This is a genomic window from Bradyrhizobium sp. 187 (assembly GCF_023101005.1).
In the GTDB taxonomy this organism is placed as follows: Bacteria; Pseudomonadota; Alphaproteobacteria; order Rhizobiales; family Xanthobacteraceae; genus Bradyrhizobium; species Bradyrhizobium canariense_D.
The window spans coordinates 6,573,646-6,586,295 of the sequence record NZ_CP064693.1 but is presented as its reverse complement, the minus strand read 5'-3'; the positions used below and the strand labels follow the sequence as shown (position 1 = coordinate 6,586,295).

Sequence of the window (12,650 nt, the reverse complement as noted above, 5' to 3'; positions counted from 1 at the left end):
CTCCGCCAGCAGCGGCATAGCGGGCAAGAGGCGTCAGGAAATGGGAGGTCCGCGCGACTGAAATGACGCGCGATGAAGCGCGACGACGAGGCGAATCGGGGGCGTCCTGCGATCAACAGCAGCCTGCTTGAATTCCAATAAGGTTGCAGGGGGTGTCGAGGCCAACCCGTTAGCCAGCGCCGCGCTCGCTACGCAGATTGGGCACAGGTAGTCGGGGTGAGAGTCGTTCGAATGCCCCTGCGTCTTACCGTGATCAGGCAAAGCCAGAGCGTCCACGATGGAGCCGCGCTCCGACGCCTGGCCCACGTGAACATGCCCAAAGGACAGCGCAAAGTTCATGGCCAGCGCGAACAGCGCGAACCATGTATTCAGCCCGGCACTAACCCGAAACCAGCGCATGTTCAGCCAGTTCTCATCCGCGCGGCGCACTTGCCGCCAACGAGTTATCCTAGCCCATGGAAACTCGTCTTGAAAGGGCAAGCGCTTTCGGAGCCGGATCAGGACTTGGGGCAACTTAGGGACCTCAGTTGCCACGCAAGTGAATCTGGCCCTTCGCCGCCTACCGGGCCGTCGCGCGCCTTAATCGCTTCGTCGAGCTCAAGCTGGCCGATGAATTCCGGGTAGCGGTTCACGCAGTATTGCGGGCCTTCTTGACTCCGGGACCGCAGAGCACTGAACTCTGGGCAGCGATGTTTAGGGGCGTGTCATGGAGCAGGAGTTCTACCGAGGTCTGGCCTAACGGGTCCGCGGTATGGCCGAAAAGGCTGATCCGTTCACCCGGCGTCGTCTCCTGGATCTGGCCAAGCGGTACGACTCCAAGGGCGGCGCCGCGCACGACGCCCCCTGCATCGAGCTTCTCCGGACCCGGCGAGGCCTGACGCGCCACGCCCCTGTCGTTCTTGATCTGGCGCAGCGCGCCCCCGATCGAGCCTGGCCGACTTCCCGCAGCGCGCCGAGAGAGCCCGCCAACGGAGCCTCCCGATAACCAAGCTCGCCTACCCAGCCGGTGGTCCTGGCCTGACCAGCGAGGAATTGAGGTCGTAGACGGTTGCGGCATCGCATTCCGCCCTGAACGCGATCCTAGCGGCTTGGAACGGGGTGGGGAGAGGCGCTGCGCCCTGGGCCGGTGACGAGCTGCCGCGTAAGCCACCCTTCCGGCACGTTGTGCTCGGCAGCCCCTCGTAGACGAGTCACTTCCGACCACGCCAGCGCGGCGGAGATCCATCTCTGCCGCTCCGGCCCATCGGCTTCGAGCTTCATGGCCGCGACGGCCTCGCGCTCGGGGTCGTACTGGAGATCCATGGATGCAATATAGTTGCAGATCGTAAACGATCACGCTCCGGTGAGACCGTAGCAATCCGGGGTCGGCAGACATACGCGGCTGCTGTCTAGCCGTCCTGACGAGCCGCGGCCAATCCACCCGATTCCTCAAGCGCACTCGCCTGAGAGCGAGCCGCTTCCCGCTTTTCGCTCGTCGATTGTGATGATTGTTGGAGACCGGTTGAAGCGTAGATTCGGATTTGCGATCAAAACGAAGCAGTTCTCCAAGTACGACGCGCAGAAGTGGCTTGCGTTCTACGAACGAGGATTGCGCCGGGTTCTGGAGATCAACCGACAGGGTACGCCGTTCCGCGAGTTTTATGCGGCGTTGCTTCTCACTCGGATGCTCTCGGACCGACCGATCGGCTACGTTGATTTGCGCAGCCCCGCCGGCGCCGGCCTTGGCGCGCTGGTCTACAACTATGATGGCAGTGTTTTCGCGTCGGATGAGGGCAGGATGCTCGCCGAGACTGGTGACGACGCGTTCCGGCTTGGTCATGTAGAACACGACAGCTACAATTCGCTCATCCTGTCGGACAAGCTGATCGGCGCGATTTCGTCGTCGCTAGGTGCCGTATTTCCTCCGCAGCGAAGCGTCGTATTGAAGGTTCATCCGCAGGCAGACCAGACGCGCCATCGGGTGCCTCGCGGTCGCCGTGATCCCGATATACCAGCCCGCGGTGCTCGATGCGTCGTCGCTCCACCGGCGCGCGGCTGCATCGATCGTTTCCGCGTCCTCGCGCTTGCCGACCACGAAGGAATTCCACGGCATCTTCAGAAGAGCGCAGTCGAACTCCTCGCTGATTTTTGCCGCAACCTTCAATAGCCGGCGCTGCATGCGATCGACCCACATCACGTCCAGTGCAGTCGCGATCAGTCCGTATAGCGCCACATAGGGCCTAGCATTACAGTTGCTTTGTTTGCGGGCTTCTGAATCCATGGGCAACCATGATTCGAATGTCGTGGACGCGGGCCGCGTCGGTTGAGGAGAAGCCTTGACGCGCTCCGCGCTGACGGACGTCCTGAAGCTCGCCTCGGTGCCCGAAGAGGCGCTCGCTGCGCTCGCCGCCGTCGAGCACGTGGGCCCGTCCATCGCGCCCGCTCCCGCCCCGCCGCCGGCCGCCGCGTCGACCGCAGCCACCGGCAGCTTGCCGCTCTTGAGCGCGATCTCGCAGGCCTATATCGACATGCGCAACGACAGGGACCGCGACCATCCCGACATTCGCAGCCTGATCCTGCGTCGTCAGGTGTTCCTCGACGTCATCGGCGATCGCACGCCGGACCAGTATTTCCCGTCCGACCTGCAGAACTTCGTCAATCGCATGCAGTACTGGCCGGCCAACGTGACCAAACGAGCGGACATGCAGGGCCGGCCGACGCTGGAAATTCTCGAAGCCAACAAGAATTTCGAGCTCCAGCCCATGGCCGAGAACACCATGATGAAGGGCTTGGCCGACGTCGGCTCGCGCCTCTGGCGGCGCCAGATCACCAATCGCGTGACCGTGCCCTACGCCACGGTGCGCGGCGCAACCGTTGTCGAGACCGAGCCGGAAGGCCTCGCAGCCCAAGAATTCGGCTCGCTCTGGAATGCCGTTCGCAACGACCTGAAACTGGAGGGACCCATCCATGAAGTCGCCTAACGAAACTTTGAGCGCGGCGCTCGCCGCCAGCCTCGATCATGCTTCGGACGAAGGCTTCGGGACCGGCGCGGCCCCCAGCGATGCCGAGGCCGAACGTTGCGGGATTCTGGTCCGCGTCACGCCCGAGCTTCGGCGCGAGCTGAAGATCGTGGCGGCCGCGCGCGACACCACGGTGCAGGCGCTGCTCTTGAAGGCGATCGTGGCTGTGCTCGAGGAGCCGCCGTCTGCGCCGAAGCCGTGAGCAGATGGCAGGCCGACAAAACGGGCCGACAAGGTGGGCCGACAAGTGCGCAAAAGTGGGCCGACAATAACGAGGTGGCAGTGATGATGGATAGCGAAGACGTGCTGAAACGGGCCGAAGCCTTGTACGAACTCATTCCAGCGCGACACGTCAGCGACGAAACGGCGCAAATCCACCGGGACGAGTTTCTGCGGATGTGGAATGCGAACTGCCTCGATCCGCTGCAGGACGACATCGCGCTCGACACCACTACCACCGCCGCGCGTCATTGTACTTCGGCGCGCGAGAGTTTCTGTTGGGTAGCGCAATCGAATATCTGTCGGCGGTCAGGCGCGGCGACGAGATGGCGGCACGCCGGTGGATTTTCCGGCTGCGGCAGGGGTCGAACGCCTGGCGCCGATCCTGTTGCTGGAGCCGCCGGCGCCAGAGGGCGTCCTGCCCTTCGAACGGCCGCCTTCGCGCTGGCATACCTCGTCCAACGCGACGCGCGAGCGCGGCCAGGACAGCAAGGAAAGCGTGCTCGAACTGCTGAAGGATGATCCTGCCTGGGACAGTCGCTTCTGGAACGAGGTCGTCAACACCAAGAACCTCATCCATCGCGACGTGATCGCGATACACATGGTGGCGCCGATGCGTCCCGAAGAGACGGTGCCGGGCGATCGTCCACATGGCTGGTCTCCCGGAGTGGTTCTCACCCTCCATAAGGAGCGCTGCCTGTCCATCACCTTCGCGCCGGTGAAGTCCCAAGAAGGCTTGTTTGGAACGGGCCTGACAGAGATCCGGGTCGATCCCGTGGCTTACGGAGAGCCGGCCCGCTATCTGGCCGCGCGCTGCAAGGCCGCCGGCGACACCATCGTGATCTGCACCAAGTCCAAGAATGCCGTCCGCAAGGCGATGGCGAAGATCGGGAAGCGGGCCTTGCCGGAGCTCGGCAACGTCATGCTGACGCCCTACGTCTTCCGGCATCAGCTCATCGCTGATTTCAAGAAGACGCTGGGCGGTGGTGAAGACGTTGCGGCGGCCGCAGGGCAGGGGACCGATAGCACGCAGTCCCACTACGCCGGCGCCGCATATGGCCGCAAACGCGAGGGGATCATCAGCATTACGGCATTGCGTCGTCCGCGTTGCGGCAACGTCGAACGTGCTCGCGCCTTGGGGCGTCGCCGGCGCGACAAGCCCGGTCGCGATAACGAGTGAGGTCCGAATCGGTTCGAACCTTGCCGGCGGTGCAAGGCGCCGCGCTAGATGTTGTCGCTGACCGGAAGCGGAGGGTTACCAATGGGGTCGGCTGGTCTCGGCGAGGAGAGGCGTTGCAGGCGCGGAGAGCATGACCCGTCCTGATCCAATCAGAACCGGTCATGCTCTACGGCGCCGGAGCATCGTCTTCACGCGGCCCGGCGACGACAGGCCAGTACCAGCCGTCAGGCCCCATCACCTTCATGGCGTCCCTGATGGCCTCGATCTCGGTGTTGGAGAAGCGATCAAGTAGCTCGAGCGCTGGCTTGCCGCAGGGCAGGCGCGTGCCGGCGATATCGATGATGAGACGCTCTCCGGTCGATTGCGTCCCCACGGCGCCTTTGCCGCTGGCGCCGCGCGCGATGTACGAGATCCAGCTCTTGGCGGCACGCATGCGTGCGGCCCGGCGTTCCTCCTGCAGCTGAAGCAGCGTCGGGGGAACACCCGCCATCGCGAGTGCCTTAGCGGCGGCTTCAAGCAGAGACGCGGCGACAAACTCGATCTCAGGGCTCGACGACAAGATAGAAAGCATGCATCCAACGAAATACTTGGGTTTTCAGTGCGTTGCGGCTCGAAAGCGTTCCCGCCTCACGCGAAGGGATGTATGGTTTCCCGCCACAACGACCGCGAGCTTTGCCGTGCAACTTCAATCAATCACCATTTCCGGATTTCGGTGCTTCGGGCCCGCGCCCCACCTCATCGAGGTGGGAAGCGATCTCCTTGCCATCGTCGGCCCGAATGCCTCTGGTAAAACGGCGGTGTTGCAGGCCTTGTGCAAACTTTTTGGCGTCACGCGCGCACAACGCACGGTCCGGCGTTCCGATTTTCATCTCCCGCCCGGCGTTCCCCCTGACGACCGAACGACGCGTTCGATGTCGATGGATGTCATTATTGCGTTGCCCGAACTCGCCAAAGGCTCGGCGACATCCCACACCGTCGCGCCAGCGTTTCGGCATATGCAGCTTGCCGGTCCGGGCGCGGCGCCAGTCTGCCGCATGCGGCTTGAGGCGCAATGGGAAGACGATGGCACGACCGAAGGCGAAGTTACGCAAAATCTCTATTGGGTCGACAAGCTCGGCGACAAAATCGCTGAAGAAGACAAGCGCACCGTCGCGCCGCTCGATCGCGGCCACATTCAGGTCTATTACACCCCGGCCACCCGCGACGCCGAAGCACAAATCCGCGCATCCACAGGGGCGCTCGCTGCCCGCTTGCTCCGCGCAATCGAATGGTCGAAGAAAACAAAAGACACGGTTGATTCCGCAACAAAGACTCTTTCAACCGCGTTCGGCCGCGAGGCCGCGATTGGCGCCATCAGCACCGCGCTGTCCGACCGGTGGAAGGAACTTCATGACGAGAAGACTGACACCAATCCCGCGCTAACGCTCACGAGCCAGCGCTTCGAAGAAGTGGTTGCCCGGATTCAGGTTCTCTTCCAACAAGGCCCGGCATCAATCGAACGCGGCCTCGACGCGCTCAGCGACGGCCAGCAATCGCTGTTCTACTTTGCTTTGGCCGCCGCCGTGTTTGATCTCGAGAAGGACGCGGTCGCCGGTAAAATCAAAGGCTTCCGCACCGATGAACTTCGCGTCCCGGCCTTGAGCATCTTTGCCATCGAGGAGCCCGAAAACCATCTGTCGCCCTACTACCTAGCTAGAATTGTTCGGCAGGTGCGGTCCATCATCGGGGGCGAGACCGCGCAAGCCTTCATCACGAGTCATTCCCCGGCCGTGTTGAGCAGGGTCAACCCGGAGGAAGTTCGTTATTGCCGCTGTGACGAAAAGACACGCCAGACGACCCTGAAGGCCGTGAAGCTCCCGGATAATGATGAAGAGGCGATCAAGTTCGTTCGCGGTGCGATGCTGGCGTTTCCCGAACTCTACTTCGCGCGTTTCGTCGTGCTGGTCGAAGGGGATTCCGAACGGATTGTGCTACCGCGCCTTGCCGAAGCCGATGGCTTTCTTGTCGACCCCTCTTTCGTTGCCATTGCGCCACTCGGTGGGCGCCATGTTCAGCACTTTTGGCGCTTGCTGAATGGGCTCGAAATTCCGTTCGCGACGTTGCTTGACCTCGACCTTGGCCGCGATGGCGGCGGCTATGGCCGCATCAAGACGGCGATTGGCCACTTGATCGAGCATGGTGTTCCGCGAGCAAAGCTTCTGGTCACCAACGGTGGAGGAGTGCTGTCCGAAGAGGAGTTCCAAGCAATGCACGGCTGGACATCCTACCAGCACCTCCCGGCCTGGATCGACGTGCTGCTACCCTATGGAGTTTTCTTTTCAGCACCGCTTGACCTCGACCTTTCGATGCTGGCGGCGTTCCCCGATGCCTACAAGGCGGCTATCCCCAAAGGCGGCGGCCCGAAAATGACAGTGGAGAATGCCGCCAAGGTTGTCCTCGGTGAAACCGGTCCCGGCCTTGAAGCCTATAAGAACGCGTACCCCGGCTACGACGTGCACATGCCCGCCTATGCTACCATTTCCTGACACACAGCAAGCCCGCGACCCACCTGCGTGCCTTTGCGCACCTCGACGACGAGAAGCTGGAAACCGGTATGCCCGAAACCTACCGGAAGTTGCTCAACCACATAAGCGATAACCTTAAACGAGACTGAGATGGCCTTGCTGCGGCGGCACATAAAGCCCGAGGAATGGAAGCCGGCCGGCATCGACGCGCTGGAGGAAAATGCGCTCGACGTGGTACGCTCAGCCAACAACCGCTCCGTGATCGCCGGGCCCGGATCTGGCAAAACTGAATTGCTGGCGCAGCGCGCGTCGTACCTTCTTCAGTGCGGTTTATCCCCGCAGCCTCAAAGGATCCTCGCAGTTAGTTATAAGCGTGACGCCGCCTTCAACATCGCCAAGCGCGTATCCGCCCGGTGTCATCCCGAACAGGCGCACCGCTTCGACTCCTTTACCATCGACGCCTTCGCGAAAAGCCTCGTAGACCGTTTCGGGCAGGCATTGCCGCCGGAGTGGCGTCCCACGCCGGATTATGAAATAGCCCAAGCTCGTGATCCCATCGTGCGCGACTTTCTGCGTTCGTTGGCGCCCCCGGCTTCAGTCGGCACCTACGCCGATATCATGGCTATCACGGTGAAGGGCTTTGAAAAACAGTGGGTGGTCCCGCTCCCGCTTGCGTCACGTCCCGTTGCGAAGCCGTCGCCGGGTGCATGGGCGGCCGATCAGTTTTGGGAAGCCTGGCTTCGGCGCGGCCCGCGAAGCTTCCTCACCTTTGCGATGATCGGTCGTCTCGCTGCGCATCTTGTCCGAACCAACCCCATGGTTCGCCAAGCCTTGCAGCTAACCTATTCGCATCTGTTTATGGACGAGTTTCAAGACACGACGCAGGTTCAGTACGACCTCGTGAAGGAGATATTTCTCGGCTCTCAAACGGTCATCACGGCCGTCGGTGATAACAAGCAACAGATCATGCGCTTTGCAATGGCGATGGACGATCCGTTCACGCCCTACGAGGCGGACTTTAAGGCGCAACGAACGCCTCTGAAGAATAACTATCGTTCGTCACCGGATCTGGTGCGTATCCAAGACATCCTGGCGCAGGCGATTGATACAAAAACCATCACGCCGGTCTCCCAATCCGCCGCCGCCGTTGCAGGCAACAGCTGTGAAGTGTGGGATTTTCATAGCGTTGCCGCGGAGGCCGCATATCTTGCAACCAATGTCGCCAGCGAGATGAAGGAATACAGCTTGAAGCCGCGTGACTTCTGCGTTCTCGTGCGCGTCCGCGCCGCCGAGTATATGAAGATTCTGGAACCGGCCTTTGCCGCGCAAGGCGTGCAGCTGCGCAACGAAGCGGAGATGATCGGCGAGGTGGCGTTGCAGGAGTTACTGGGTGAAGCGGTATCTGAGATTGTCGTGGCGTTGCTGCGCCTCGCTACCGCTCCTCGTGCCGGGCGGTATTGGAGCGATTGCCTAGAGGCGGTCTGTTATATTCAGGGGCTGGCGCTCGACGATGACGCTGCACGCGTAAAAATAGCCACGGCGCTGGATAAGTTATCGGTCGATTTTGCCGCAGCGCGGCCAACCCCCGTGACGTCACAGGCGGACGCTGTAGCCGTTGTCACCACCTTGCTCGATTTTGTCGGTCGTCAGAACATTGTCTCGGCGTCGGCGGCCTATCGACAAGGGGACTGGCTAGACCATGTCGTTGCGGCTGTCATCCTCCACCTCGAAGCCTCATGCCGAAGTGCCGCGACGTGGAGCGAGGCCCTCGACATATACGAAGGCGAGCATGCTGTCCCGCTGATGACGATTCACAAGAGCAAAGGATTGGAATACCACACGGTAATGTTCGTGGGGCTCGACGACGGCGCATGGTTTGCGTTCCAGTCGCAGACCAAGGAGGAAATGTGCGGATTCTTCGTCGCGTTCACACGGGCCAAACAACGCGTCATTTTTTCCTATTGCGCCACGCGCGGCCAGCGTACGGCAATCGCTCCGCTTTACACGCTTCTTAAAAGCGCGGGAGTCCAGACGATCGCGCATTAAAGGCGCGATACGTGGGAGAGATCAAATTCACCCGGCGCATCGGGCGCGGGCGTTGCGAACCACTCATCCTCACCTACACCAGAGCTTCGCGGCGCCGGAACGGTCGCCAGTGGATTGTGGGCAAAGTGCATCGCCAGCGGCCTTCCATGGCGCCGGTTCGCGGCGCATCCGATCACGGCGGATAGGTGCGCCGACCCGAGGCGATGCCTAGGTCCCGCTGAACGGGCCGGCCGAAATCGGCTTGCTAGATCCGGCAATCTCGCGGGGAGGGCGATTCCCTGCCTGTCCGGTTCCAGCCCGCGGCAAGGAGCCTTCCAAGCCGTTGAATCCAATCGCCTTTCGGTTAGCTACAAAATGTTGTTGCCGATGGCGCAAACGCCCCCTATATGTATCTCATCAACTGCAGTGAGATAAATGAAGATAGTCACTCTTCCCATGCTTCGGCCCGGTGTTGATCCCATCCTTGCTGGCCGGCTCTCGGGCCAACGCGCCTTCGTGGTAACCCTCGAACAGTTCCCGGAATTAGCCGAACCCGCCCTCGTGGTGCTCGACTTCGCCGGGGTGGATTTGGCGACGTCGTCCTACCTGAGCGAGTTGCTCGTGCCCTTGCGCGATCATCTCCGCCTGCGCCGCCAGCCGGGCTACGCCGTCGCGGCGAACCTCTCGGAAAAGGTGCGCGAAGAGATCGAGGAGATGCTGCGCCGCTCGGGTGATGCCTTCCTCACCTGCGCGACCGACGCCTCCGGCCAGATCACCGATGTGCAGCTCTGCGGCAGGCTCGACGACAAGCTTCAGGAGACACTGCTTCTCGTAAGCCGAAAACGCGAAACCACCGCCGCGCAGCTCTACGAGGAATCCCGCACCGTCGACATGGTCGGCGCGACAGCGTGGAACAACCGCCTCGCATCCTTGGCGGCCAAAAGCCTGGTTGTGGAAATTTTGCAGGGCCGCACCAAGAAGTACCGGCCCGTTCTGGAGGTTGCCTGATGGGACTGGATTTTATCCGCACCGCCGCGCCGGGCTTTAACCGCGTGCTCGACCGTCGCCTGGTCGAGATGCACTCTCCCAAGCTGTTCAGCCGCGACCTGCCGATCGTCTCGCGAACCGCTCGTGCTGACCTCTGCGGCGACCCCGATGTTACGCCCGGTGAGAAGGTGCTGCTCCGCGTCGTGAAGGACAAGGTGATCGTGCAGCGCTTCAACACCACCATCGCCGAATGCCCCAACGCGCCGGCCGAGTTCGTCGCCCATCTCCGCGCGGGCGCGGGCATCGCCGAGGGCGAGATCACGTCGGTGCAGCCCATCAGCCAAACCCTGGAGATCGGCATTTGCGAGTAACCACCCGTCCGCACGAACAGCCCGGCACCCCCTCGCTCGGCCGCCGGCGGCGGCGCTGGGATGAAGGCGAGGCGTTGCCGATGGCACTCGGTTGCCTTGGGTGTGCCGACCTCGGCACCTGTGGTGGCATCCGCAAAAAGCAGGACGCCTATTGGTGTCTCGACGATTGCTGCGGCAAGCCAGACACCTGCGACGGCATGTGCCCCAACAATCCGCTTGGATTTCTTGAGCGCATGCGGGAGGTCAATGGGCTGGAGCTTGACACCATCCCGCGCGCCGCGCCCTGCGCGGCACCGCCGCTCCCCTCGTACGTTCCCTACATTTATCACGGCAACCGCCGCGCGGTGCCGCTCGACGTCGAAGCCGTCGCGCTGCCGCTGCGCCGGTTCTACCGCGCGGACGGGCGACCACGTTTCACCAGCCGCGCCGAGGTCGAGGCGACGTTTGGACTTGCGCCGCACACGCAGCTCGTCCTGATCGGCAGCGGACGCGATGCGGCGATCGAGGCGTGGTGGAAGCTGAGCGAAACGCGTGGGCCGTTGCTGGCGACGCTTCGCACGCTCGGCGTGGCGCTAATCACCGGGCCGAACTATTCGATGTTCACCGACGAGGTGCGCTACAACGACATGCACGCGATGAAGCGGATCGGAACGACCTGGCAGGAAATTGTCGGCGCCGTCGTTCCCGGCGCGTACCATCTCAATGCCCGCACGCCGCAGGATTACCGCCGCCTCGCCGCCTTCCTCGCGGCGCGTCCCGAAGTGACCGATGTGGCGTTCGAGTTCAAGACGGGCGCGGCATGGCGCACCCGGCTCGGTTTCCATCTTGAAGAACTCGCCCAGTTGCCGGGCCGCGCGGGCCGCCCGCTCCACTTCGTCATGATTGGCGGCATCAACGCGATCCCGGTCTTGGCCCCGGCCTTCGGTCGGGTGACGTACATCGACACGTCTGCTTTCATGAACGCGGTCCACCGGCAGCGCCTCTACCTCAACAACGAAGGCGTGATGAAGAAAATTCCCGAGCTGACGCTGATCGGCCAGCCCATCGATGATCTTCTCGTCGAAAACCTCGCCACGGTGCGGGGGCGGGTCGAGAGCCTGCTCAATGGCGGGTAGCTGATCCCGGCATCATCGGCTGGCACCGGATGGCGGCGAGAAAACCCTTGAACGGCGTCTTCTGCGCCAGGCGCGCCTTTTTCAACTCAGGCTGCGGCCCGCTGATCAGCAACGCATGATCGCCCGAACGGAAGCGCAAATCAGCGTTTAAATGGGCAAGGCCGAGGAAGAGGTCGCGGAAACCGTTGCCGTGACCGGACGCGCGGCCGTACCGCGACACGTTTTCCTGAAGCGCCGCGTGCATGGCGAGACCATGATCCGTAAGCTCCGCGAACTCTTCGTCCTCGCGCAGGGTCGCCAGCACGCCCGCACCGCAATCAGCCGCAACGAACTCGAACAGCGACGGCCGCGCCTGGAAGGCAAGGATGCCCGTCGTGGCAGCGCCGGAATGCTCGTGAATGTTGGATTCCATTTCCCGCAAGGCGGCAGCGAGGCATTGTGCAACCGGCGTGACGAGGCCGGACGTTTCCGCCGCCGTCCGCGCCGCGATCAGGAAACGATTACGCTGAAGGTCATCGGCTTCGAGGCGTGGATTGAAGGTCGTCCGCATGAAACCGCGCCGCCGCGTGTCATCCAGCCAGAGGTTCTGGTTGCTGGCGAGCGCGGCGCGAAGGTCCCGTTGCGTAATGGAATCGAGCCACGCCGTTTGCAGCAGCGGCCCGGTCCGACCGTCGCTGGCTTCCATCATTAACTCGATCAGTGGGCACAGGTCCGTTGCGGCATAACGAACCTGCGGCGCCCCGGTGAGCCGGCCTCGCGCGTGGGCCCCCACGAGATCGTCAACGACCTCGAATGTCAGGTTTGCACGCGGCAAGGGCTGGTTCGGAAAATCCAAGTTACACTCAAAAAGGAATGGAAGAACCCGGCACCCGGGGGAAGGGCATTTTAGGTGAGTCGGCCCCGGGGCCGTGAGTCGATTTCGCGCTTTTATACCGGCACACTTTGAGCCCGCCACGGGTTAGGATGAGGGAAATACAGGTTTCGGAGGGGGATAAACTTGACGATAGTTGCAACCGCGCCCGCGCTGTGGCGCATGCAAAAAACGGTAGCCCTTTCAGGGCATACCCTGCATCTTCAGAAGCCAAGTCCCGTATCCAGCGGCTTCGTTCCGCCCGTAATGACCGACCACATAGGTTTTCGCCCCGAAGCATTGGCCGCCGCCATGGCGCGGACCCTGACACTGCGAGCAGCCCCCCGGCCTTGCTCCGTCACTGGATCCGGTCCCAGCTGGCCAAGGTCGAATACCTTGT

The 12,650-nt window shown here is 62.5% G+C and carries 12 protein-coding genes; 8 read left to right on the top strand and 4 right to left on the bottom strand.

The features are described from left to right. Nucleotides 1-33 precede the first annotated feature (33 nt). Together IVB19_RS31815 and IVB19_RS40825 are read right to left on the bottom strand one after the other, a co-directional pair. The gene (locus tag IVB19_RS31815; protein ID WP_247820716.1) at nt 34-399 is read right to left on the bottom strand and encodes a DUF2946 family protein; all 366 of its coding nucleotides are present in this window, start codon (nt 397-399) and stop codon (nt 34-36) included. Nucleotides 400-1,885: 1,486 nt separating this feature from the next. Continuing rightward, on the bottom strand, nt 1,886-2,173 hold the full coding sequence (locus IVB19_RS40825) for an S-4TM family putative pore-forming effector (RefSeq protein WP_524536774.1): 288 nt from the start codon (nt 2,171-2,173) through the stop codon (nt 1,886-1,888). Nucleotides 2,174-2,315: 142 nt separating this feature from the next. Here IVB19_RS40825 and IVB19_RS31805 point away from each other — a divergent pair, with 142 nt between their 5' ends. From IVB19_RS31805 to IVB19_RS31795, 3 genes are all read left to right on the top strand, one after another. Continuing rightward, a complete protein-coding gene (locus tag IVB19_RS31805) occupies nt 2,316-2,960 on the top strand; it encodes a hypothetical protein (protein ID WP_247820714.1) in 645 nt (214 codons plus the stop codon). Next, nucleotides 2,947-3,201 carry a ribbon-helix-helix domain-containing protein gene (locus tag IVB19_RS31800; RefSeq protein WP_247820713.1) on the top strand — a complete coding sequence of 85 codons (255 nt, stop codon included), beginning with the start codon at nt 2,947-2,949 and terminating at the stop codon, nt 3,199-3,201. Before IVB19_RS31805 ends, IVB19_RS31800 begins: the two co-directional genes overlap by 14 nt. Nucleotides 3,202-3,606: 405 nt before the next feature. After that, nucleotides 3,607-4,398: a hypothetical protein gene (locus IVB19_RS31795; protein WP_247820712.1), complete on the top strand. Its 792-nt coding sequence runs from the start codon at nt 3,607-3,609 to the stop codon at nt 4,396-4,398. A gap of 166 nt (nt 4,399-4,564) precedes the next feature. Here IVB19_RS31795 and IVB19_RS31790 read toward each other — a convergent pair whose 3' ends face one another. Then, nucleotides 4,565-4,969 carry a hypothetical protein gene (locus tag IVB19_RS31790; protein WP_247820711.1) on the bottom strand — a complete coding sequence of 135 codons (405 nt, stop codon included), beginning with the start codon at nt 4,967-4,969 and terminating at the stop codon, nt 4,565-4,567. A gap of 106 nt (nt 4,970-5,075) precedes the next feature. Between IVB19_RS31790 and IVB19_RS31785 the strand changes: the two genes are divergently transcribed. The 5 genes from IVB19_RS31785 (at nt 5,076) to IVB19_RS31765 (ending at nt 11,400) form a co-directional block, all read left to right on the top strand. Further along, nucleotides 5,076-6,923: an ATP-dependent nuclease gene (locus IVB19_RS31785; protein WP_247820710.1), complete on the top strand. Its 1,848-nt coding sequence runs from the start codon at nt 5,076-5,078 to the stop codon at nt 6,921-6,923. Nucleotides 6,924-7,052: 129 nt separating this feature from the next. Continuing rightward, nucleotides 7,053-8,948 (top strand): UvrD-helicase domain-containing protein, encoded by a 1,896-nt coding sequence (locus IVB19_RS31780; protein WP_247820709.1) that lies wholly within the window; start codon nt 7,053-7,055, stop codon nt 8,946-8,948. Between the two features lie 414 nt (nt 8,949-9,362). Then, nucleotides 9,363-9,935: a hypothetical protein gene (locus IVB19_RS31775; RefSeq protein WP_247820708.1), complete on the top strand. Its 573-nt coding sequence runs from the start codon at nt 9,363-9,365 to the stop codon at nt 9,933-9,935. After that, on the top strand, nt 9,935-10,285 hold the full coding sequence (locus tag IVB19_RS31770) for a hypothetical protein (protein WP_247820707.1): 351 nt from the start codon (nt 9,935-9,937) through the stop codon (nt 10,283-10,285). The genes IVB19_RS31775 and IVB19_RS31770 overlap by 1 nt, the downstream gene beginning before the upstream one ends. Then, on the top strand, nt 10,276-11,400 hold the full coding sequence (locus IVB19_RS31765; RefSeq protein ID WP_247820706.1) for a hypothetical protein: 1,125 nt from the start codon (nt 10,276-10,278) through the stop codon (nt 11,398-11,400). Before IVB19_RS31770 ends, IVB19_RS31765 begins: the two co-directional genes overlap by 10 nt. Here IVB19_RS31765 and IVB19_RS31760 read toward each other — a convergent pair. Next, nucleotides 11,387-12,235 carry a hypothetical protein gene (locus IVB19_RS31760; RefSeq protein ID WP_247820705.1) on the bottom strand — a complete coding sequence of 283 codons (849 nt, stop codon included), beginning with the start codon at nt 12,233-12,235 and terminating at the stop codon, nt 11,387-11,389. The two genes, IVB19_RS31765 and IVB19_RS31760, sit on opposite strands and share 14 nt — an antisense overlap. Between the last annotated feature and the right edge of the window lie 415 nt (nt 12,236-12,650).